The sequence below is a fragment of the Candidatus Palauibacter polyketidifaciens genome (assembly GCF_947581785.1).
GTDB classification, from domain to species: Bacteria; Gemmatimonadota; Gemmatimonadetes; order Palauibacterales; family Palauibacteraceae; genus Palauibacter; species Palauibacter polyketidifaciens.
The window spans coordinates 44662-66659 of sequence record NZ_CANPVO010000033.1; the positions used below are offsets into that span (position 1 = coordinate 44662).

General features: G+C 70.3%; 17 protein-coding genes. 6 read left to right on the forward strand and 11 right to left on the reverse strand.

Features of this window, described 5'->3' with window-relative positions; translation table 11 throughout:
• The first annotated feature begins 46 nt into the window (after positions 1–46).
• The gene (locus tag RN729_RS08800; RefSeq protein WP_310783776.1) at positions 47–1453 is read left to right on the forward strand and encodes a class II fumarate hydratase; all 1407 of its coding nucleotides are present in this window, start codon (positions 47–49) and stop codon (positions 1451–1453) included.
• A gap of 68 nt (positions 1454–1521) precedes the next feature.
• Here RN729_RS08800 and RN729_RS08805 read toward each other — a convergent pair whose 3' ends face one another.
• The 3 genes from RN729_RS08805 to RN729_RS08815 are packed head-to-tail and all read right to left on the reverse strand — an operon-like array spanning position 1522 to position 5722.
• The gene (locus RN729_RS08805; RefSeq protein ID WP_310783777.1) at positions 1522–2451 is read right to left on the reverse strand and encodes a DUF4340 domain-containing protein; all 930 of its coding nucleotides are present in this window, start codon (positions 2449–2451) and stop codon (positions 1522–1524) included.
• Positions 2448–4703: a Gldg family protein gene (locus RN729_RS08810; protein WP_310783779.1), complete on the reverse strand. Its 2256-nt coding sequence runs from the start codon at positions 4701–4703 to the stop codon at positions 2448–2450. Before RN729_RS08810 ends, RN729_RS08805 begins: the two co-directional genes overlap by 4 nt.
• Positions 4700–5722, reverse strand: a complete 1023-nt coding sequence (locus RN729_RS08815; protein WP_310783781.1) for an ATP-binding cassette domain-containing protein — start codon at positions 5720–5722, stop codon at positions 4700–4702. Before RN729_RS08815 ends, RN729_RS08810 begins: the two co-directional genes overlap by 4 nt.
• 128 nt (positions 5723–5850) lie before the next feature.
• On the opposite strand from RN729_RS08815, the gene RN729_RS08820 reads away from it, so the two are divergent.
• Positions 5851–7791: a hypothetical protein gene (locus RN729_RS08820; protein WP_310783783.1), complete on the forward strand. Its 1941-nt coding sequence runs from the start codon at positions 5851–5853 to the stop codon at positions 7789–7791.
• 28 nt (positions 7792–7819) lie between these two features.
• Here RN729_RS08820 and RN729_RS08825 read toward each other — a convergent pair whose 3' ends face one another.
• The 5 genes from RN729_RS08825 to RN729_RS08845 all read right to left on the reverse strand — a co-directional run bounded on the left by RN729_RS08825 (position 7820) and on the right by RN729_RS08845 (position 12402).
• Positions 7820–8236, reverse strand: coding sequence for a PIN domain nuclease (locus RN729_RS08825; protein ID WP_310783785.1), 417 nt, complete (start codon positions 8234–8236; stop codon positions 7820–7822).
• Positions 8233–8649, reverse strand: a complete 417-nt coding sequence (locus RN729_RS08830; protein ID WP_310783787.1) for a hypothetical protein — start codon at positions 8647–8649, stop codon at positions 8233–8235. Before RN729_RS08830 ends, RN729_RS08825 begins: the two co-directional genes overlap by 4 nt.
• A 77-nt stretch (positions 8650–8726) precedes the next feature.
• Complete coding sequence (locus tag RN729_RS08835) at positions 8727–9731, reverse strand: sugar phosphate isomerase/epimerase (protein ID WP_310783789.1); 1005 nt, start codon at positions 9729–9731, stop codon at positions 8727–8729.
• Positions 9728–10927: a Gfo/Idh/MocA family oxidoreductase gene (locus RN729_RS08840; protein WP_310783791.1), complete on the reverse strand. Its 1200-nt coding sequence runs from the start codon at positions 10925–10927 to the stop codon at positions 9728–9730. The genes RN729_RS08835 and RN729_RS08840 overlap by 4 nt, the downstream gene beginning before the upstream one ends.
• Positions 10924–12402, reverse strand: coding sequence for an MFS transporter (locus RN729_RS08845; protein WP_310783793.1), 1479 nt, complete (start codon positions 12400–12402; stop codon positions 10924–10926). Before RN729_RS08845 ends, RN729_RS08840 begins: the two co-directional genes overlap by 4 nt.
• Before the next feature lie 142 nt (positions 12403–12544).
• Here RN729_RS08845 and RN729_RS08850 point away from each other — a divergent pair, with 142 nt between their 5' ends.
• Together RN729_RS08850 and RN729_RS08855 are read left to right on the forward strand one after the other, a co-directional pair.
• A complete protein-coding gene (locus tag RN729_RS08850) occupies positions 12545–14908 on the forward strand; it encodes a DPP IV N-terminal domain-containing protein (protein WP_310783795.1) in 2364 nt (787 codons plus the stop codon).
• A gap of 115 nt (positions 14909–15023) precedes the next feature.
• Positions 15024–16553, forward strand: a complete 1530-nt coding sequence (locus tag RN729_RS08855; protein ID WP_310783797.1) for a serine hydrolase — start codon at positions 15024–15026, stop codon at positions 16551–16553.
• A 13-nt stretch (positions 16554–16566) separates the two neighbouring features.
• Here the strand turns inward: RN729_RS08855 and RN729_RS08860 are convergent, their stop codons facing one another.
• Positions 16567–17550 (reverse strand): 5'-3' exonuclease H3TH domain-containing protein, encoded by a 984-nt coding sequence (locus RN729_RS08860; RefSeq protein WP_310783799.1) that lies wholly within the window; start codon positions 17548–17550, stop codon positions 16567–16569.
• A 108-nt stretch (positions 17551–17658) separates the two neighbouring features.
• Here RN729_RS08860 and proB point away from each other — a divergent pair, with 108 nt between their 5' ends.
• Positions 17659–18840 carry a glutamate 5-kinase gene (gene proB / locus RN729_RS08865; RefSeq protein ID WP_310783801.1) on the forward strand — a complete coding sequence of 394 codons (1182 nt, stop codon included), beginning with the start codon at positions 17659–17661 and terminating at the stop codon, positions 18838–18840.
• Positions 18837–20180, forward strand: a complete 1344-nt coding sequence (locus tag RN729_RS08870; RefSeq protein ID WP_310783803.1) for a glutamate-5-semialdehyde dehydrogenase — start codon at positions 18837–18839, stop codon at positions 20178–20180. The genes proB and RN729_RS08870 overlap by 4 nt, the downstream gene beginning before the upstream one ends.
• A 135-nt stretch (positions 20181–20315) precedes the next feature.
• Here RN729_RS08870 and RN729_RS08875 read toward each other — a convergent pair whose 3' ends face one another.
• Together RN729_RS08875 and RN729_RS08880 are read right to left on the reverse strand one after the other, a co-directional pair.
• Positions 20316–21110 carry a DUF1080 domain-containing protein gene (locus tag RN729_RS08875; protein WP_310783805.1) on the reverse strand — a complete coding sequence of 265 codons (795 nt, stop codon included), beginning with the start codon at positions 21108–21110 and terminating at the stop codon, positions 20316–20318.
• Between the two features lie 69 nt (positions 21111–21179).
• A partial coding sequence (locus tag RN729_RS08880) for a hypothetical protein (protein ID WP_310783807.1) occupies positions 21180–21998 on the reverse strand: 819 nt, incomplete at its 5' end.

Genomic DNA, 21998 nt, shown 5'->3' on the forward strand with positions numbered 1-21998 from the left:
GCGCGCAATCCGGAGAACCCACGACCCACCCACGGACGACCCACGCATGGATCATCGCACAGGCATGGATCATCGCATAGAGAAGGACTCCATGGGGGAGATGGCGATCCCCTCCGACAGGCTCTATGGAGCGCAGACGGAGCGGGCCCGCCAGAACTTCCCCATCTCCGACCTCCGCTTCGGACGCCGCTTCATCGAGGCGCTCGGCGCGATCAAGCTGGCGGCCTCCCGCGTGAACCGGGAACTGGGACTCCTCGATCCCGAACTCGGCGAAGCGGTCGAGCGGGCGGCCGGCGAGGCCATGACCGGGGAACTGGATTCCCACTTCGTGCTGGACATCTTCCAGACCGGGTCCGGCACGTCGACGAACATGAACGCGAACGAAGTCATCGCGAACCGCGCCATTCAGCTGCTGGGCGGCGTCGTGGGTTCGCGCAGCCCCGTCCACCCCAACGATCACGTCAACCTGGGGCAGTCGTCGAACGATGTGATCCCCACCGCCACCCACGTCTCGGGACTCGTCGCGATCGAGCGCGAGCTTCTGCCCGCGCTGGAGCGGCTGCGCGCGGCGCTCGCGGAGAAGGCGGAGGAGTTCGATCACATCGCCAAGGCGGGGCGCACGCACCTGCAGGACGCGACGCCCGTCCGGTTGGGACAGGAGTTCGGGGGCTACGCCAGCCAGGTGAGGCACGGGATCCGGCGCGTCGAGGCCGTGCGTCCCGCGCTCGCCGAACTCGCCATCGGAGGGACGGCGGTGGGAACCGGCATCAACACGCCGGCGGACTTCGGCGCGCGGATGTCGGCGGCGCTGAGCGAGATCCTCGGGGTCGGGTTCGTGGAGGCGTCCAACCACTTCGAGGCGCAGTCGGCGCGCGACGCGGTAGTCGAGGCGAGCGGGGCGCTGCGAACCGTCGCCGTGAGCCTGACCAAGATCGCGAACGATCTGCGGTGGCTGTCATCCGGCCCACGCACGGGGCTGGGCGAGATCAACCTGCCCGCGGTGCAGCCGGGCTCGTCGATCATGCCGGGCAAGGTCAACCCGGTGATGGCGGAATCGGTGCTCCAGGTCTGCGCGCAGGTCATTGGCAACGACGCCGCGATCGTCGTGGGCGGGCAGTCGGGGAACCTCGAACTCAACGTCATGATCCCCGTGATGGCCCATAACCTGCTCGAGAGCGTCCGGATTCTCTCCACCGCGAGCGTCGAGTTCGCCGAACGCTGCGTCCGCGGGATCACGGCGAACGAAGAGCGCTGCCTCCGGAACGCGGAATCCACCGCGGCGCTCGCCACCGCGCTCGCGCCCGTCATCGGGTACGACAAGGCGGCCGAACTCGCCAAGCTCAGCCTCGCGGAAGACCGCACGCTGAAGGAACTCGTCCTGGAGCAGGGGCTCGTCGCCCCGGCGGAACTCGACCGAATCCTCGATTTCCGCGCGATGACCGAGCCCGGCTGACCCGACCCGGCCGTCGCCTCGTCGCCCCGGTGCGCCCGTTGCCCCGTCGCGCCCGTCGCCACGGCGCGCTATGGGATGGGGACCAGCGCCTCCGGAAGCAGTCGATTCACCGTGAGGCTGGAGAGCCGGAAGGCTTCCGCTCCGTCCGCGACCCGGCCGACCCAGTCTCCGCGTTCCTCGTCCTCCAGCAGGAGGATCGCGAGTTCGAGTCGCCGGCCGGTCACATCCGCGGACCCCTCCGAGAACACTTCGAACGATCCATCCGCGAGCGCGAAGTCGGCGGCCGCCTCTTCCTCCTCCGTGGGGAAGCCGGAGGCGGAGACGGAGGGCAGGATGGCGAGGAGCCTCTGCACGAGCGCCGAATCCGCCGGCGCGTCCCCCGCGAACCACCCCTCGTCGCTCCGGCGCAGCACCGCCTCCCGGTCCCCGCGGCGCATGAGGATCTCGCGTACGCCGGCGGTGTCCACGGACGCGATCAGGCGCGGGCGCCACCCGTCGCGGTCCCGGTTCAGGTAGCCCCCGGCCGGACCGTCGAGCCGATAGACGACATCGTCGCCGGGGAGACGCACGAAGTAGCCTCCGGAGCGCGTGTCGCGGCCGCCGAGCTGGAACCGCCGCACGTCGCCGCCGGCCGTTCGCACTTCGACGTGCCGACCGCCCTCCGCGACGCCCAGGTTCGCGTGGTTCGACGGGTTGCGCGCGACGAGCTCGGACGAAGAGAGCTGCCCGATCACGTCCAGGAGGTCGCGGATCTTCGGTTCATCCGCCACGTATCCGTCGACCATCCACCCCGCGTCCGTCCGCTCCAGACGCACGGTGCCGGCATTCTCCGCGAGCACGATGTCCACGCCCGCGATGGAGTCCGTCACCACGAAGGAGAAGCCGTCCCCGACATCCAGCGTCCCTCCCTCGCCGCTGTCCCTGAAGAGCTGGGGCAGGTAGAGGAGGACGGCCACGCCGAGCACGACCGCGATGACCTTCAGCTGCCTCGCGTTCATATGAGCGCTCCCCCCTCCGTGAAGGAGCGCTGCTGCACCTGCCGCCTCCGCGCGAGCCGCAGCACGCCGACGAGTACGAAGAGCAGCGGGACTCCGGCCAGGTTCCCGTACCGGGTCAGATCCGGGAGCCACTCGTTGGGGAAGAGGAGGAGCGGCGGCGCGCGGTCCTTGGACCGGATGGAGATCAGCGCCTCGTCCTGGGCGAGCCAGTCGATCGCGTTCTGGAAGAAGATCATCCCGGCCAGCCCGGACATCGACTGCGAGAGCGTCTCGTCGTGGACCAGCGACGAGGAACCCGCGAGGACGATGCGGCCACCGCCCGGCTGCGTGTAAGCCAGGGCGAGCGTCTCCATCACCACGTCTTCCTCCGAGATCCGTCCACCCGGCGCGATCAACGCCTCCCACTCCTGCATCGCATCGATCGAGAGCGGGGTCTGCAGTCGTCCGCCTACCTCCGAAGTCGTGAGAAGCGGCGTCACCAGGGTGCTGTCCTCCACCTCGACGAGGAGCGGGCTTCCGAACCGGATCGGCACGTTCGCCACGCCGTCCACGATCACGTGCTCGGAGGCTGGCTGGGCGAGCGCCCATAGAGGATACGGTACGATGAGGGCGCCGCCCTGAGACGGCACCTGCACCTGTTCGTGGAGCGCCAGGTCGAAGGCCATCGACGGGACGATGCCGAGTCCTCGCGCCTGCAGCAGCGAATCGAGCGCCGGATCGAAGGTCGGGCCCGCGTAGAGCGCCTGCATGTCCGCCGTCACGCCCGACTTCAGGATGAAGAGGCTCCCGCCCTCGTCGACGAAGCGGCTCAGGATCTCGCCCGCCGCGGGCTCGAGCGGCGTCCGGCCGCCGGCGATCACGAGTATGTCGATCGAATCCGGCACCGCCGCGGTCGTCGAGTCGACGCGGAACTCCATCAGATCGTACTCCAGGGCGAGGCGGCCGCGGGCGAGCCGAAGCCCCGCGTCCAGACTCAGTTCGCCGTGTCCGGTCAGGATCCCGATGGCGGGACGTTCCGGGCGCGTGAGGGCGCGGATCATGGAGGCGAGACGGTATTCGAGGTCCGCCGTCTGCCGGATGAACGGGATGATCTGGCTCTCGCCGGCGTACTGGACCGCGAGCGCGAAGTAGCGCTCCTGGTACGACACCTCGTCATCGGCCATGACCTGGAAGGGCACGGGGCGGATGCCGAGCAGCCCAGCCTCCTCCCCGGCGTCCGGATCCTCGTCGGGGTCGAGGCGCACGAGGTTCACGTTGGCGCCGCCGGTCGCGTCGAGATCCCGGAGGAGGTCGTCCACGTCCCGGCCCACGGCCGCAAGTTGCGCCGGCAGCTCCGCGGACTGGAAGAGCTTGAGCGTGACGAGGTCGTCCACGCCGCGCAGCAGGTCGGCCGTCGGCGGGGAGAGCGTGTAGACCTTGCCGGGCGTGAGGTCGAGCCGACCGCGCAACTGCGCGCCCGCCAGCGCGGCGAAGACCGCGATCCCGACCAGGCCGAGCACGCCCACCCGCAGCCGCCCGTACGACGGCCGTTCGCGGCTCAGGCGTTCGCGCATGACGGAGAAATACGTGAGCGAGAGGAACGCCGTCCCGAGCGCCGCGAAGTACAGGACGTCCCGCAGATCGATCACGCCTCGCGCCACGTTCGAGAAGTGCCCGAGCACGCCCAACCGCGTCGCCACCGCCGCGAGCGGGGCGGGGAGGGAGAGGGTGACTGTGGGAAGTCCGATGAGGTAGAGGGCGAAGCCGACCGTGACGCCGATAATGAACGCGGTCACCTGGTTTCTCGTGAGCGAGGAGGCCCACAGGCCGACTGCGATGAGCGCCGATATGAGGAACATCGATCCCAGGTACTGGGAGAAGACGACGCCCCACTGAAGGTCGGCGCCGAAGGTGAGGCCGAGCGGGATGCCCAGCGTCCCCGCCATCGCGATCAGCAGGAAGAAGAGGACGCCGAGGAACTTGCCGAGCAGGAACTCCACGACCTGGATCGGCTGCGCGAGCACGAGTTCGAGCGTCCCCGCGTTCCGCTCCTCCGCGAACGACCGCATGCAGACGGCCGGAATGAAGAAGAGCAGGAGCCACGGAAGGAGCGACAGCATAGGCCGCAGCGACGCCTCGCCCAGGAGGTAGGCCTCCTGGAAGTAGAAATAGAAGTTGATCCCGAGGAAGATGACGAGGAGGATGTAGGCGGTCGCGTGGTCGAAGTAGCCCGCGAACTCCCGCTTCGCGACGGTGAGGATGCGGCCGATCATCCGTCCACCTCCTCGCCCGCCTCCGGCGCCTCGTCGGACATCGCACCGGGGGGCTCGTCGCCGGTTTCGTCCGCCGGCCCGGCGCTCTCGGCGGTGAGCCGGTGGAAGAGATCCTCCAGGCTCGCCTGGGCGAGGTGCAGTTCCCACAGCGGCCAGCCCCGCGCCGCGGCGAGTTGCGAGAGGTCTGGTCGCGGGTCCTGGCCGGGGGCGCCCTCGACGGCGAACCGGGCGCGCCCGCCCGCATCCGCCTCGAGGGTGTCGGCCCGCGCCACGGAGGCGAGGTCGCCCATGGCCTCCGCGGCGGCGTCCGCCGGGGCGTCGAGTTCGACCATGACCCGGGCGCCGCCATGCCCGGCGACAAGCGCATCGACGGAGCCATCCGCGACGATGCGCCCCTCGTTGATGATGACGACGCGCGAGCACGTCTTCCGCACCTCCTGCATCACGTGCGTGCTCAGGAGGACGGTGCGGTCGGTCCCCACGTCGCGGATGAGGCTGCGGATCTCGACGCGCTGGTTCGGATCGAGTCCCTCGGTCGGTTCGTCGAGGATGAGGATCTCCGGCTGCGAGAGGATGGCCTGCGCGAGGCCGACGCGCTGCCGGTATCCCTTCGAGAGCTGGTTGATCGGGCGGTAGTAGACGGCTTCGATGCCGGTCTGCGCGACGACATCGTCGGTCCGCGCGCGGATCTCGCCGGCGTCCATCCCGCGCAGCCGGCCCATGAACGTGATGTACTCGCCGGCGAGCATGTCCCGGTACAGCGGGTTCGTCTCGGGCAGGTAGCCGATACGGCGCCGCAGTTCGACAGGGTGGTCCTCGATGGACAGGCCATCGATGGAGATCGTGCCCCCATCGGGCTCGAGATACTGCGTGAGCAGCCGCATGGTCGTCGTCTTGCCCGCGCCGTTGGGCCCGAGGAAGCCGACGACCTCGCCGCGGTCGATCGAGAACGTCGCGGAATCGACCGCAACGGTCTCGCCGAACCTCTTCACGACATCGGTCAGCGATACGAGTGACATACGAGTGGCATCGGATCCGGGTTGGATGTGTGCGACGGGGCGGAAAAGGTAGATCGGGTGCGGTGCGAGTCAAGCACCGCCGCGGGTCATCGCAGACAGGCCGGTGGCGCGGGTGTAGCTTCCCCGGCATGAACGTACTCCTCGATGCGGGTCGGCGCGTGGTGGGGCTCGCGCTGGTCGTGCTCGTCGTCGTCCCCGTCTTCGTGGTCCTCGATCCGGCCGCGCCGCGCGGCGCGCTGGACGACCTCATGCGGCGGTCGGGGTTCGAGCACTGGACGTACACGTGGGGCGTTTCGACCGGCGTCTGGACTCTGCTCGCGGTGGGAGTCGCCGCGCTCGTTGCGGCGTTTGGGCGCGGGTGGCTGTCGATGACGCTCGCGCGGATCGGGCGGGCGATCGAGCGGCCGCCGGCGTGGGCGGTGGCCGCGTCCATGGGGCTTCTCGGCGCCGGGCTCGCGACCGCGGTCGCGCTGGTCGCGTTCGATGGGCGCACGCTGGTCACCGACGCGAGCGTGAACCTCCTGCAGGCTCGGTACTTCGCCGCCGGGGCGCTGGCCGGACCTCCACTCGCGATGCCGGAGTTCTGGTCCATGCAGTTCATGGTGCAGACGCCCGCGGGGTGGGTGTCCCAGTATCCCCCGGCCCACGCCCTGTGGCTTGCGGCGGGCTTCAAGCTGGGTGGTCCGTGGATCGCGGTGGCGGCGACCATGGGAATGCTCGGCGTCTTCTCCGTCCTCTCCTTCGAGCGCCTGTTGCCCGACCGGGTCGCGGCCGCCCGCCTCGGCGCCCTGCTCGCCGTCACGAGCCCCATGCTGCTGGCCCTCGCCGGGGCCTACATGAACCACGCCACGGTCGCGGCCTTCGCCGCGCTCGCCCTCTGGCTGTCGCTCCGGGCCGAGACGGGCCGGGCCGCGTGGGCGCTGGCGGCGGGCGGCGCGATGGGCTTCATGGTCACGACACGTCCCATCTCCGGTCTGCTCATCGGCGTCGCCGTGACGGCTGGCGTGTGGCTCACCGCGCCACGGCAGGAACCGGGCCTGCACCGGCCGTGGCTTCTGCGCCGCTTCGCCTGGTGGGCGCTGGGCGGCCTCCCGTTCGCGGTCGGTTTCGGCTGGTTCAACGCCCGCTTCTTCGGTAGCCCGCTTACCCTCGGCTACACCGCCGCCGCCGGCCCCAGCCACGGCCTCGGCTTCCACATCGACCCCTGGGGCCGCATGTACGGCTTCACGCAGGCGCTGGGCTATACGTCGACCGAATTGCTCTCGGTCGGGCGCGGAATCTTCGGCACTGTGCTGCCGGTTGCCGCGATCATCGGACTCTATTTGCTCCTCGCGCGCCGCCTGCGGCGCGGCGAGCGCATCCTCGCCGCGTGGGCGCTCCTGCCGATCGTGGCGAGCGCGCTCTACTGGCATCACGACCTGGTGTTCGGGCCGCGCATGCTCGGCGAGGCCGTGCCGGCCTGGTGCGCGCTCCTCGTCCTCGCGGCGATCGGTCTATCGCGCGCGGGCCGCCGCCCGTGGCTCTCGGACGGGATCGCCGTCCTGGTCCTCATCCCTCTCGTTTACGGCCTGACCGTTGGGGGGGCGGAGCGCGTCGTGCGCCTGGGAGGCCGCGCCGCGCTTGTCCCGGAAATCACGGAGCCCGGCCCATCGCTCGTGTTCGTGCACGAGTCCTGGCAGGACCGGATCGGTGCGCGGCTCGCCGCGCGGCCCATGAGGCTCGACAGCGTAAGGGCCCTTCTGACACAGTATGATCCCTGCCGTCTCGAGGGTGCTCTCGTCGGAGCGCAGCAACCGGAGGAGGTGGTCGATCGGTGCGGGCGCGAGCGGGCGGCCGACCGGCTCGGCGCGATGGGCCTCACCAGTTACGTGTGGCGCGGGGACTTGCCCGGGCTCGGCGGCTCGGGCGTGCTTTGGACCCGTGATCTCGGGCCGGAAGCGAACGCGCGCCTCATCGAGGCGGAACCGGGCCGAACGCCCTTCCTCGTGCTCCCGGACAGTGCGAGCGCCGGCCTCGTCGTCCCCTACCAGATGGGCGTGAATGCACTCTGGGGGCCCACTCCGCCGTAGCAGCCCGCGAAAAAGCTCCGCTGCCAGCTCAGGCGTGCGATTCCGGCGCCGTCGGAACGACGAGTTCGAGGTCCGTGTGGCGGGCGATCGTGTCGAAATCGCGATTCCGGGCCAGCAGCGGGCGCTGCGCATCCAGGGCCGCGGCGGCGACCATGCAGTCTACCGAGGACCGAATCGTACGTCCCGCCCGCTGACACGTGCGGTAGATCCGCGCCGCGCGCTGGAACTGGCCCAGCGAGTCGGGGATCAGGATCTCGAAGCGGCCGAGCAGCTTCAACAGATCCCACTCGTCGGATTCGCTGCGACAGCCTGAAAGGAGTTCCATAGCCGCGGGAGCGGGCGTGGCGATCGTGCTCCCGGTCCGTACGGCATGTCTCAAAGCAAGGTGGACGGGACTTTCCGTGCAGCGCAGGTACTCGATCCACGCGGACGTGTCGACGATCACAGGGGCTCGACCGTGTTGCCGTCTCGCATCTCATCCAGGTCGCCCGCCCAGCCCACACCCTGCATGGCGAGTGCCTCCTCCTTCGTCATCGGGATGAAGGACTGGCGGAACACCGCTTCCTTCACGGCCGCCGACCAGTTGGCTCGTCCGTACCGCTGGCGCACCGCCTCCAGTTCACGCTCCGGCAATCTCACTTCCAGATCGACGAATCGCAGGCCGGCGGACTCGGCGGCGCCGTATCGCGGCTCCGCCTCGCGCACGGCGAAGACGGAGCCACCCCTCAACTCGCGTTCGCGCGCGTCCCGCAGCGCCCGCCGCACCCACGCGGACACCGTGACGCGGTTGCGCCGCGCCGCATCGCGGATCTCGTCCAACTCCGCCTCCGGCATCACCACCTGCAGTCGCTTACTCATATCGTAAGTATGATATACTCATCACGCATCAGGCTGCAACGGGTTGCCGGGGGTTGGAGCCCTTCGCGGGGTGGAGGTCAGTCCTCGGAGAAGGCGGCGTCGAAGGCGGTGGCGGAGGGGGGGAAGGTGAGGGCCCGGAGGCGTTCGCACGCTTCGCGGGCGCCGTGTTCGCGGTCCATGCCGCTGTCCTCCCACTCGATCGAGAGGGGGCCGTCGTAGCCGATCCGGTCGAGGGCGCGCAGGACCTCCTCGAAGTCCACTCGCCCGCGCCCAATGGAGCGGAAATCCCAGCCGCGGTCGGCGTGCCCGAAGTCGAGGTGGCCGCCGAAGGTGCCGGAGCGGCGCGGGGTGTCGGACCACCACACGTCCTTCATGTGGGCGTGGTGGATGCGGTCGCCGAATTCGAGGATGAAGGCGACGTAGTCCACGCCCTGGTAGGCGAGGTGGCTGGGGTCGTAGTTGAAGCCGAACGCGGCGTGCCCCGCCACAGCCTCCACGGCCCGCGCCGCGCTGGCGGTGTCGAAGGCGATCTCCGTCGGGTGCACCTCGAGGCCGAACTTCACGCCAGCCGCGTCGAAGGCGTCGAGGATCGGGGTCCAGCGGTCGGCGAAGTCGGCGAACCCGGCGTCCACGAAGCCGGCCGGGTGCGGGGGGAAGGCGTAGGCGGCGGCCCAGATCGAGCTGCCGGTGAAGCCGTTCACGACCGGGACGCCGAGCGCAGCCGCCGCGGCCGCCGACCGGCTCATTTCCGCCGCGGCCCGCCGCCGCACGGCCTCGGGGTCGCCGTCGCCCCACACGCGCTCCGGCAGAATGAGCTGGTGGCGGGCGTCGATCGGATCGCACACGGCCTGGCCAACGAGATGGTTGGAGATCGCGTGCACCTCGAGGCCGTGGGCCGCCAGCAGGTCCCGCTGCCCGGCCGCGTAGCCCTCCTCCTCCGTCGCGCGCACGACGTCGAAGTGGTCGCCCCAGCAGGCAAGCTCGAGCCCGTCGTAGCCCCACGCGGCCGCCTTCGCGGCGAGCGTCGCCAGCGGCATGTCCGCCCACTGGCCGGTGAACAGCGTGATCGGTCGTGCGCTCATCGCGTCGGCTCCCCCGGCTCCGCGGGCGGCTCTCCCGGCGGTTCGTACCGCGCGTCCACCCACGCGCCGCGGCGCCCGCTCTCCACCGCCCGTTCGAGGAAGTGAACCCCGCGGGCCCCGTCCCACACCGTGGGGAAGTCGAGATCCGTCTCGTCCGGCGTCCGCCCTTCGTCGAGCGCACCGATGGTCGAGATCACGCTCCGGTACAGGTTCGCGAACCCCTCGATGAACCCCTCCGGGTGGCCCGGCGGGACCCGCGACGCTCCTGCCGCCTCGGGCGAAATCCAGCCGTGTCCCCGTCGCCGCGGCCGGGCCCGTCCGTCCGGCGTCCGGTGCCACAGCGTCTCCGCGTCGTCGTGCCGCCAGGCGATCGAGCCCTCGCTCCCGTACACGCGGATCGCGAGCCCGTTCTCCTCGCCCGCCGCCACCTGCGACACGGTGAGCGTCCCCCGCACGCCGCCGTTCCACCGCATGAGCAGGCTCGCGTCATCTTCCAGACGCCGCCCCGGAACGAACGTCGTCAGCTCGCCGCACAGTGCCTCGACCTCCAGCCCGGTCACATAGCGGGCCAGGTGATGCGCATGCGTCCCGATATCCCCCAGCGCCCCGGCGGCCCCCGCCTGCTCCGGATCCGTGCGCCACACGGCCTGTGGGTGCCCGGTCAACTCGAGCGGCGTCGCCAGCCACCCCTGGAAGTACTCGAGCTGGATGCGTCGGATAGTCCCGACGCGCCCCTCGCGCACGATGGCGCGCGCGTCCTTGATCATCGGGTAGCCGCCGTAGTTGTGCGTGAGCGCGAACACGCGGTCCCCGGCCGCCACGAGCCGGCACAGCGCCTCGGCGTCCGCGACCGTCGTCGTCAGCGGCTTGTCGCACACGACGTGGAACCCCGCTTCGAGGAAGGTCCGCGCCACGTCGAAGTGGAGATGGTTCGGCGTGACGATGATCACGAAGTCGAGCCGTCGATCCCGAGGCAGGGAAGCCTCGGCCTCCGCCATCTCCGCATAGTTTCCATACACGCGGTCGGGGTCGAGTCCGATCTCGGCCCCCTTCGCCGCGGACCGCTCCGGGTCCGACGAGAAGGCCCCCGCCGCGATGCGCGCCAGACCGTCGAGTTCCGCCGCCATCCGGTGCACGTCCCCGATGAATGCGCCGGGTCCGCCCCCCACCATCCCGTAGCTGAGGCGGCGGTTCATCCGCCGCCCGCCCCCGCTCCGATCCGCACGGCTCGATATCCGCCGGCGCGCCGGTCCCGCAGATAGAGGAGCCCGAAGATGAAGACGAGGGCTCCCGTGTACGGCAGAACGGACCGGAACGAGACCCGACCTCCATAGTTGTCCGCCGGCCCGAGGATCGCGTTGGCTCGCTCCGCCAGCGCCTCATCGCCCCCGGAGTTGATGATCGCCCGCAGCGCGTTCGCCGTGACCGACTCCGGCAGCGCGCCATCCGGCCCCACCCCGGCGAGTGCCTCACCGACCGCTTCGCCCGCCGCCGCCAGATCCGGGGCGGTGCTCGCGTCGGCCCCGGCGAAAGCCGCCGCCGCATCGGCGAACAGTGCCTGCGTCTCGACCGCCGGAAGCCGCTCGTGCCCCACCTCGTCGGCGATCCGCCCCATCCACGGCGTCGTCCACAGCCCGACGACCGCCATCCCCGTCGCCCCCATCATCCCCAGCCCGAGCGCGCCGGAACGCGGCACGCGCTCCGACACGAAGCCGAGCATTGTCGGCCAGAAGTAGCACACGCCGACCGCGAACACGGTCGCGGAGGCGAACGCCATCACCGTCGTCTCCGCGTAGCTGAGCCACAGCAGTCCCACGACGGAGATCGCCGCACTCGCCGACAGCACTCCGGTCGGCGAGAGCCGCTCGACCGCGAACCCGGCCTTGTAGCGCAGGATCGCCATCAGGCCGTTGATCCAGGCCAGCACGAGGATCCCCGGAATCCCGCCCGCCTCCAGCACCGCGGGCACCCACCGGTTCGGCCCCAGCTCCGTCGAGGCCGTGATCGCCATGCAGAAGAGCATCAGGATCATCAACGGCGTCATGAACGTGGCCTTGAACATCTCCATCATGCCGACTCCGGCGCGCACGCCCTCGGTCGGCGGGAACTCCTCCCGCCACATCAGGTGACCGTAGATGAGGGTGGGGATGAGGATGAGGCCGATCTTCAGCTGCCACGCGGTGAGGCCTGCCCAGTCCAGGCCGAAGGCGAGCACGGAGCCGATCACGATCCCGCCCGGGAACCAGACGTGGAACTGATTCAGCTTGACCGTCTTCCGCTCCGGATAGAGCGCCGCCACCAACGGGTTGCAGGCGGCCTCGACGAGGCCGTTCCCCAGCGCCAGCGTCAGCGCCCCGAAGAACGCCTGCCAGAAGCCGCCGGCCGTGATGAGCACGGCCGCCCCCACCAGATGACACGCGAAGGCCAGCCGGAGCAGGAACCGCATCCCCAGCGTGTCGCAGAACGGCGCGAACACCAGTTGCGACACGGCGAAGCCCCAGATTCCGGCGCCCGCGATCCAGCCGATATCGGAGTTCGTGAGCGTGAATTCGCCCTTCAGCGTGAGCATGACCGCCCCGACCACCGCGAAGGTGACGGAGGTCGCGATCAGCGACACGCAACTGGCCAGGAAGAGCCGCCTCGGGCGGACGGAGGACGAGGTCGTATCCACGGAACACTCCTCGGATGAGGTCGGCGCGCACGCTAGCGCCGCCTCGTCCGACTCCGCAACGGCGGCGGCGACCCCCGAAACCCTACCGGCCGGCGAACGCTTCGGTCTATTCTTCCCCGAGTCAGAAACCAAGGAGGATCCCGTGAGACGTCCCTCGATTCGCCGCCCGTCACCCGTCACCCTCGCCGCCCTCGCGTGCGGCGTCCTCGTGCTTGCCGCGCTGCCGGCGGGAGCCGCCGCCCAGTCCCGGCCCTACCAGCCGGAATCCGTGAGCGCGAGCGAGTACGCGCGCGCCGAGCAGTTCCTGCCCTGGCACGCGGAGAAGCTCACGTCCGGCGTCACGGTGAACCCCCGCTGGGTCGACGCGAACCGATTCTGGTACCGCAACCAGGTCTTCGGCGGCCACGAGTTCATCATGATCGACGCCGCGGCCCGCACCCGCCGGCCCGCCTTCGATCACGACCGGCTCGCCGCCGCCCTCTCCGAGGCTTCCGACGCGAGCCACGAAGCGACGGATCTTCCCTTCGACGAGTTCGAGTTCAACGCGGCCGGCGGGATCCGCTTCTGGACGGACACCCACGAGCGCTGGGACTGCGACATCGGCGCCTACCGCTGCACCGGTCCGGACTCGGTCGCGCGGGCGACGCATGAAATCGATTCGCCCGATGGCGCGCTCGCCGTCTTCTCGCGCGACGAGAATCTGTGGGTCCGCGACACCGGTTCCGACGAGGAGCGCCAACTCTCGACGGACGGAGAGTTGCACTGGGGCTACGGCGTCGCGCCGGAGGGCTGCTGTCAGGAGATCTCCAACCGCCGCCGCGACTTCAAGCCGCCCCCGGTGGCCGAGTGGTCCCCCGACGGCCGCCGGGTCGCGACGCACCGCTACGACGAGCGCGACGTCGAGGACCTCCACCTGCTCGAGGCCGCGACCGGGCGCCCGATCCTCCACAGCTACCGCTACGCGCTCCCCGGCGATTCCATCGTCCCCACCTGGCAGCTCCACCTCTTCGACGCCGAGACCGGAGCCCACGTGGCGGCCGACTACGACCCCGTCGTCGGCTACTTCGGCGGCGCGGACACGACCTGGCACGCCGCCCAATGGACCCCGGACGCCGCCCGCGTCTACTTCTCGCACCATTCGCGCGACTTCAGGAACCAGACGCTCGTCGAGGTCGACGCCGCGACGGGCGCATCGCGCAAGGTCATCGTCGAGAGCGGCGACACCTGGGTGGAGCTGAACCAGCTCCGCACGCCCTACAACTGGCGCGTGCTCGACAACGGGAGCGAGTTCATCTGGTTCTCCGAGCGCGAGGGCTGGGGCCACCTCTACCTGCACGACCTCGCCACCGGAGAGATGAAGAGCCGGATCACGCAGGGCTCCTGGCTCGTCGTCCAGCTGCTCGCGGTCGATGAGGCCGCGCGGCAGGTCTACTTCACCGGCGTGGGGCGCGAGCCCGGGCGCGATCCGTACCGGCAGCACCTCTATCGAGCGTCGCTCGACGGCGGCGGGGTGACGCTCCTCTCGCCGGAGGACGCCCACCACGCGGTCTCCGCCTCACCCGACGGCCGCTACTTCGTGGACACGTACTCCACCCGCTCGACGGCACCGGTCACCGTCCTCAGGGACGACGCCGGACGCCCCGTGATGACGGTCGAGCAGGGGGACATCTCCCCGCTCCTCGAAGCCGGCTGGGAGCCCCCGGTGCGCTTCTCCGCGAAGGCGCGCGACGGAGTGACGGACGTGTACGGCTATCTCTGGCTTCCCCCCAACATGGAGGAGGGAGCCGTCTATCCCGTCATCGACTACGTCTACCCGGGCCCCCAGATCGGCCCCATCCGCACGCCCGGCTTCACCTCCGGGCCGCGGGGCCAGGGCCACGCGCTCGCCCAGCTCGGCTTCATCACCTTCGCGGTCGACGCCATGGGCACGCCGTACCGCTCCAAGGCCTTCCACGAGAGCTACTACGGGAACATGCGGGACAACGGGATCCCCGATCACGTCTCCGCGCTCAAGGCGCTCGCCCTTCGCTATCCCATCGACATCGAGCGGGTAGGGATCTTCGGCCACTCCGGGGGCGGCTTCTCCTCGACCGACGCCATCCTCACCTTCCCGGACTTCTTCAAGGTCGCGGTGTCGGGGGCGGGGAATCACGACCAGCGCGGATACCACTTCCCGTGGGGGGAAAAATACCACGGGCTGCTCGAACGGAACCCGGACGGGACGGACAGCTTCGACTCGCAGGCGAACCAGAACATCGCCTCGAACCTCAAGGGGAAGCTGCTGCTCCATTACGGGTCGCTGGACGACAACGTGCACCCGAACATGACGCTGCTCGTGGCCGACGCCCTCATCGAGGCGAACAAGACGTTCGACATGCTTGTTTTCCCGAACCGGAACCACGGCTACGCGCGCGAGCCGTACCTGATCCGGCGCACCTGGGACTACTTCATCGAGCACCTCATGGGCGCCGCGCCCCCGGTCGACTACCGGATCGTCCAGCCGTAGCACGTTCCCGCGGGAACGCCCGGCCTCGACAGCGGGGCCGGGCGGACCGCTTGTCAGCCTTCCTCGTCCGGCGCACGTTCAGCCGGACAGAGCCGACCCTTATCCGGAGGACCCCATGCGCCGCGCCCCTGATCGAACATTCGTGACGCACCTCTGCTGTGCGCTTTCGCTCTCCCTGTTCGGCCTTCTGGCCTGCGCGCCCGAGGACGGTGGCGAGGCCGGTGGCGACGAAGCCTCCGGCGAGAGCCTCATGGAGCGCGTGATCGCGCGCGGCGAGTCCCTTGAGCTTCCGACGGAATGGGATCCGCCTCCGGGCGAGCCGATCGTGCACCACACCGCGGGCTTCGCGAAGACGCTCTGCTCGGGCGTCTTCATCACCGGACTCGACTGGCGTGACGCGGCCGCCAACGTGGGCGGCTTCACGGCGCCCTTCCAGCACCGCGGCGCGGTCGTCGACACGGTCGTGGACATGGAGGCGCGGACGGTGAGCCTCACCCTCGGCTCGGGGATCACGCGCACCGCCAAGCTGTACGGCAGCCAGGGCTGCATCACGAACCCGCTGGGCCAAGACTCGATCTACTTCACGCCCTCCGTCGTCGAGCCGATGACCCCGGATCCCGCCACCACGCCGTGGCCCATGGGGGACGTGCTCCCGGACGAGCCGTACCCGCCCGAGATCGACATGGACAAGGTCGGGCAGGCGGTCGAGATCGCGATGGACCAGGAGGGGATGACGCTCGGCTTCGTCGTCACCTACCAGGGCCGGATCATCGGCGAGGACTACGGCCCCGGCGTCGACATGCACACCCCGTTCGAGAGCTGGTCGAAGGGGAAGTCGCTCACGGGAACGCTGATGGCGGTCCTCATCCAGCAGGGCGTGTACGGGCTGTGGCAGCGCGCGCCGATCCCGGAATGGCAGGACGACGACAGGAAGAACATCCGCATCGCCGACATCATGCGGATGTCGAGCGGGATCCGGATCGTCGCGCCCCAGGACCCGGATTATACGGAGGAGATGGGGTATCCCGACCACCTCTATCTCTACACCGGCGAGAACGCCTTCGAGTGGGCCGCGACGCGCCCGCAGCAGTGGGAGCCCAACACGGTGGGGCGGTACCGGAACACCGACCCGGCGCTGACGAACTACCTGACCCGCCTCGGCGTGGAGGGGCGCGGCGAAGACTACCACGCCTTCCCGCAGCGGAACCTGTTCGACAAGCTCGGGATCCGGAACTTCATCATGGAGACGGACCCGAACGGGAACTTCCTCACGCAGGGCTACGAGTTCGGCTCCGCGCGCGACTGGGCACGGCTCGGCAACCTCTACCTGCAGGACGGCGTGTGGGAGGGCGAGCGCATCCTCCCCGAGGGCTATGTCGACTACGCGATGGAGATCGCCCCGGCCTGGATCGCGGACGGACGGCCCGTCTACGGCGGCGGCTTCGTGTGGAAGGACCTCGGCTTCCCCATCGAGGATGACTACGGCGGGTTCGCGGGCGCCGGCGGGCAGTACACGGTGTTCATTCCGGCGCGCGGCCTCGTCATCACGCGTCTCGGAAAATACACGGGCGCCGGTCCGGGCCGGGAGAACCTGGACGCCGCGATCGCCCTGCTGATGGAAGCCGTGCCCCCGATCAGCGACTAACCGCGATCGGCGACTAACCCGCTGGCTCCCGGCGCGCCCCAGCGAGGCGCCCTGCACGAGCAGGAAGGTCCGGGGCGTCGAGGATCGTCGCGACGAGGTCGAAATCGTCGCGGGGGCCGGTCCATTCGAGGTCGTCCACGGTCGCTGAGACCGGGGCGTCGCGGACAAGCGTGGCGAGGCGGCGGAAGAGGAGCGCGTCATCGAGCGCGGTGCGCAGCGTCTGGGCGAGGCGTTCGGGGCCGCGCACGGAGACATCCCAGTCTCTTCCATCCGAGGGGATGTCCTCTATGCGGCCGTAACGCGAGAGCACGGCGGCGGCGGTCTTGGCGCCGAAGCCTCGGATGCCGGGGAATCCGTCCGCGGAGTCTCCCACCAGGGCGAGCCAGTCGGGGATCGCGGCGGGAGGGACCCCGAACTTCTCGATGACGCCGGCCTCGTCGCGCAGGAGCCGCTGTCGGCGGTCGAACTGCACGATGCGGTCGCCTTCCACGCACTGGGCGAGGTCCTTGTCCGGGGTGCAGAGGAAGACGCGCTCCACGCGCGGGTCCGCGGCGGCCATCGCGGCGCCGGACGCCATCGCGTCGTCCGCCTCATGCCCCACCATCGGCCACACGGTGAAGCCCGCCGAGGCGAGCGCCTCATCGACGAGCGGGAACTGCGAGTAGAGCGCCGGATCGATGCCCGAGCCGTCCTTGTAGCCGGGCCACAGATCGTTGCGGAAGGATTCGATGACGCGGTCGGTGGCGATCGCGACGTGCGTGGCGCCGCCCTCGAGGAGGCCGAGCATCGAATTCACGACCCCGCGCGTCGCCCCCACCTCGTGGCCTCCGGCGTTCTTCGCCGACGGTGCGCCGTAGAAGTGCCGGAACAACTCGTAGGTGCCGTCGATGAGGTGGACCTGCACGCGAACTCTGCCCTCCGCTGACGCCCCGCCGCGATTCTCCGCCCCGTCCCGCTCCCGCCTCCGAAGCGTCGTGCGTCGGAGCGTGGTGTGCAACGGCCCGCTCCGGGGACTGGTGCGGGGGTGGCGCCGGTGTACCTTTGGTGGCCTTCCGCCGGCCCCGCGGCCGGCTGTCGGTCCCGGTCCCGCTGTGAGGCGTTCGACGTGAGCCAGCTCCAACCAGTCTCGACCCCCGACGGCGCCGTCGCGCCGGCCGTGACGCGCCAGGCGATCGCGACGGCCGACCGCGTCGTACTCAAGGTGGGGACGGGCGTCGTCACGCACGACGATGGGACGATTGCCCTCTCCCGTCTCTTCCGCGTCGTGGAGAGCGCGAGCCGCCTGCGGCGGGAGGGCCGGGAGGTCCTCATCGTGACTTCGGGAGCGGTGGGCCTGGGACGCGTCGCCCTCCAGCTCCCGGAGCCGCCCGAGACGGCCTCGCTGAAGCAGACGTGCGCCGCGATCGGCCAGAGCCGGCTCATGGAACTCTACCAGCAGGGGTTTGCCCGGCTAGGCGTCACCTGCGCGCAGATCCTCATCACGTGGACGGACTTCGACGACCGGGTGCGCTACCTGAACCTGCACGAGACGCTCCAGAGTCTGTTCCGGCTCGGCGTCGTCCCCGTCGTGAACGAGAACGACGCGATCTCGCTGAACGATCGCGTGTATCGGGGAACGGGCAAGCGGCCGATCTTCGACGACAATGACCGGCTCGGGGCGCTGGTCGCGAGCGAACTGGCGGCGGATCTCATCGTGCTCCTCACGGACGTTCCGGGCGTCATGACGGCCGATCCCAGACGCGACCCGGACGCGAGGCTCGTCGGCCGGATCGACCGGCCCGATGAACACGGACTCGACGTGGACGGGCGCTCCGGGCTCGGCCGGGGCGGGATGGCGAGCAAGCTGGAGGCGGCCCGCGTCGCGTCGCGCGGGGGTTGCCACACCGTCATCGCTTCGGGGGTCGATCCGGGCGCGCTCGACCGCGTGCTGGCCGGCGAGGAGGAGGGAACGTGGATCCCGCCGCGCGCCGCCCTCTCCTCGCGCAGCCGCTGGATCGCCTACTGTTCACACCCGCGCGGGACGCTGGTCCTGGCGGAGGGCGCAGAGGAACGTCTACGGAGCGGCGAGCCGCTGCGGGCCGGGGATGTCGCGCGGGCGGACGGCGCGTTCCGGCGGGGCGACGTGGTCGAAGTTCGGGCGCTCGATGAATCGCTGGTCGGACGGGGCGTCGTCGCGCTCGACTCGCGACTCGTCCTCCAGGCGGCCTCACATCAGGCGGCCTCACATCAGGCGGGAGCCGGCGTTCAGGTCGTGGGGCGGGAGCATCTCATCCTCAAGGAATCATGATGGAAGCGATTGAATTGAAGTCGGAACGGACGGAGACGCCGACGGAGACGCTGAGGGAGCGGGCGGCCGGAGTACGGGCGGCGCAACGCACAATCGGAAGCGCCGAGGCGGAGCGCCGGGCGGCGGCGCTGCGCGCGCTGAAGACGGTTCTGGTCCGATCGCGGGACGAGATCTCACGGGCGAATGACGAGGATCTGGCGCGCGCGGCGGAGGAAGGGCTTTCCGGATCCCTCCTCCACCGGCTGGGGCTCCCCGATGCCAAGTTCGAGAGCCTGCTCGAGGGGATCGACGCGCTGGTCGAGGGCGAGGACCCGATCGACCGCGTCCTCACACGCACGGAGCTCGATGAAGGTCTCGTCCTCGAACGCGTGCGCAGCCCGCTCGGCGTCCTCCTCATCATCTTCGAGAGTCGGCCCGACGCGGTGATCCAGATCGGGTCGCTCGCCATCCGCTCCGGGAACGGAGTCATCATGAAGGGCGGCCGCGAGGCGGCGCGCTCGAACGAGGTGCTCGTCGGCTGCCTGCAGCAGGCGCTGGAGGAGGCCGGCCTCGATCGCCGCGCCGTCCTCGGCGTCCCGGACCGGCGGGATGTCGACGAACTGCTCGCGCTCGACGACCTCATCGACCTCGTGATCCCGCGGGGGTCGGGTGCGCTGGTGCGCTCGATCCAGGAGCGGAGCCGGATTCCGGTGCTGGGTCACGCGGAGGGGGTGTGCCACCTCTACGTCGACGCGTCGGCGGATCCGGAGATGGCCGTGCGGCTCGCCGTGGACGGCAAGTGCGACTACCCGGCGGCCTGCAACGCGACCGAGACGCTGCTCGTGCACGAGTCGTTCCTGCCGCGGTTGGGACCGGTCGGCGAGGCGCTCCGCGAGCGCGGCGTCGAACTCCGCTGCGACGAACCCTCCCGCCGGGTCCTGCCGTGGGCCGAGGCCGCCTCCGAGAAGGACTGGGGAGTCGAGTTCGGCGACCTCACGCTGGCCGTGCGGACCGTGGCCGGTCCGGAAGAAGCCATCGACTTCATTCACACGCACGGGAGCAGCCACACCGATGCGATCGTGGCCGAGGACCCGGCCGTCGCGGAGCGCTTCCTGAAGGCGGTGGACGCCGCGAGCGTGTTCCACAACGCGAGCACCCGCTTCGCGGACGGGTTCCGCTACGGGCTCGGGGCGGAGGTGGGCATCAGCACGGCCCGCATCCACGCGCGCGGACCCGTCGGCGTCGAAGGCCTCCTCACCACGCGCTGGCTGCTACGCGGCGAGGGGCAGGGAGCCGCGGACTACGGCCCCGGCAAACGGGCCTTCACCCACCGTCCGCTCGACTGCCAGCCCTTGAGCTGACCCACGCGGCACCCGCCCCGCCACAGACCGCCATGAACCCGACCCTCCAGATCGAGCCCAGCTCTACGACCTGATCGATCAGCAGCAGGACGACGAACCCCGCGGCAGCCCAGGCCGCAATACTGCGGATGCGCACTAGGACGAAATCCGGCGGACGCGGACGCTGCGGTACCAGACGGGGTCGCCGTGATCCTGCAATCCCAGGTGACCCTCGTGGTGCCGGCCGTAGTCGGGCCACTGGATGAACTTGCTTCCCGCCACCAGCGCCTCCCATTCGGGCGAGGCGATCTCGTATTCGACGACCTGCGCGCCGTTCAGCCAGTGTACGACCTGGTTGCCGTGGCGGACGATCCGCACCTCGTTCCATTCGCCGACCGGACGCGTCACATCCTCCGGCGGCGCGTGGAGACCGTAGTTCGACCCCGCCGAGGTGAGCGGATCGCCGCCGTCGTAGTGTCCCGCGTTGTCGAGTACCTGCATCTCCGGGCCCGACTGGAAAGCACTCTCCGTGCTCTCCACGATGCCGAAGAAGATCCCGCTGTTGCCGCCCTCGTCGACCTTCCACTCGAGACGCAGATCGAAGTCGGTGTAGGTGTCGCGCGTGATGAGCGTGCCGCCCCCGACGCCCGGCGTGAAGGCGAGCGCGCCGTCCTTCGCGCTCCAGCCGGCCGGGACATCCTCCATCTGAAACCCGCGCCACGCGTCGACCGACTCCCCGTCGAACAGGAGCTCGAAGCCTTCCGCAGCCTCCTCGGCCGAGAGCCGGTTCGCGGCCGCCTGCATCACGGGCGCGCCGTCCTCCGCAGGTGCTCCCTCCGTTTGCGACCCAGCCTCCGCCTGCCCGCACCCCGACGCGGCAACCGCAGAGAAGGCCAGGAGTACCCACGCGCCGGGTGACCACGTCCCGAGAAAATTGCTATGTCGTCTCACGGCTGCACTCCGGGTTTCGAGCGAGGATCGAGGCGCTGGTCTCACGGTAGACGGTACACGCAATGGCCGCTAGCGGCGGCCGCCGGCGATACGGACGGCTTCGGGGCGGCGTCGCAGGGCCAGCATGCTCCAGGTGCCGAGGGCGGGGCCGATGGCGAGGGGGACGAAGGCCCATTCCCAGCCCAGCGTAGCCTCCCACACCGGAACGAGGCGGATGGTGGCGATCGTGAGCAGGAAACCGATCGCCGTCTGCAGCGTGAGCGCCGTCCCGACGTACTCGGGTTCGGCGAGTTCGCTCACGCAGGCGGAGAACTGCGCGGAATCGGCGACGATCGCGAACCCCCACACGAAACAGACGGCCGCGACCAGCCAGAGGGGGCCACCGAACAGCGGCCCGATGGCCAGGCAGCAGGCGCCGCTCACCACCATGCTCCAACTCGTCACGGCCGTCCGCCCGATGCGGTCCGCGAGCACGCCCGCCGCGGCGGCGCCCAGCCCTCCGGCGGCGATCGTCCCGAACGCCAGGTAGGAGGCGAGGGAGGGGGTCGTGCCCGCGCTCGCGTCCGCCGCGAAACTCGCGGCCAGGAAGGCGGGGATCCACGTCCACATCGCGAACAGCTCCCACATGTGCCCGAAATAGCCGCCGTTGGCGAGCATCGACGCCCGATCGGCGAAGATGCGCCGCACGGCGCGGGGATCGAAGGGCGCGGCCGGCGCCTGGTGGGGGCCCGCGCGGAGCCCGGTCGCGGCGAGAACGGCCGCCATGACGGCGAAGCCCGAGGCGAGCAGGAGCACGGGCTGCCAGGTGCCGATCCCTCCGAGCGGCCGCAGCAGGTGGGGCAGCGCGCTCCCGACCGCGAGGGCGCCGATGAGGATCCCGATCGCCAT

Bases quoted from the DNA above. Each gene is read 5' to 3' on its own strand.
- RN729_RS08820 (WP_310783783.1), top strand. From the start codon at position 5,851: ATGAACGTACTCCTCGATGCGGGTCGGCGCGTGGTGGGGCTCGCGCTG.
- RN729_RS08810 (WP_310783779.1), bottom strand. From the start codon at position 4,703: ATGATCGGCCGCATCCTCACCGTCGCGAAGCGGGAGTTCGCGGGCTAC.
- RN729_RS08855 (WP_310783797.1), top strand. From the start codon at position 15,024: ATGCGCCGCGCCCCTGATCGAACATTCGTGACGCACCTCTGCTGTGCG.
- RN729_RS08815 (WP_310783781.1), bottom strand. From the start codon at position 5,722: ATGTCACTCGTATCGCTGACCGATGTCGTGAAGAGGTTCGGCGAGACC.
- RN729_RS08805 (WP_310783777.1), bottom strand. From the start codon at position 2,451: ATGAACGCGAGGCAGCTGAAGGTCATCGCGGTCGTGCTCGGCGTGGCC.
- RN729_RS08840 (WP_310783791.1), bottom strand. From the start codon at position 10,927: ATGAACCGCCGCCTCAGCTACGGGATGGTGGGGGGCGGACCCGGCGCA.
- RN729_RS08835 (WP_310783789.1), bottom strand. From the start codon at position 9,731: ATGAGCGCACGACCGATCACGCTGTTCACCGGCCAGTGGGCGGACATG.
- RN729_RS08830 (WP_310783787.1), bottom strand. From the start codon at position 8,649: ATGAGTAAGCGACTGCAGGTGGTGATGCCGGAGGCGGAGTTGGACGAG.
- RN729_RS08870 (WP_310783803.1), top strand. From the start codon at position 18,837: ATGATGGAAGCGATTGAATTGAAGTCGGAACGGACGGAGACGCCGACG.
- RN729_RS08800 (WP_310783776.1), top strand. From the start codon at position 47: ATGGATCATCGCACAGGCATGGATCATCGCATAGAGAAGGACTCCATG.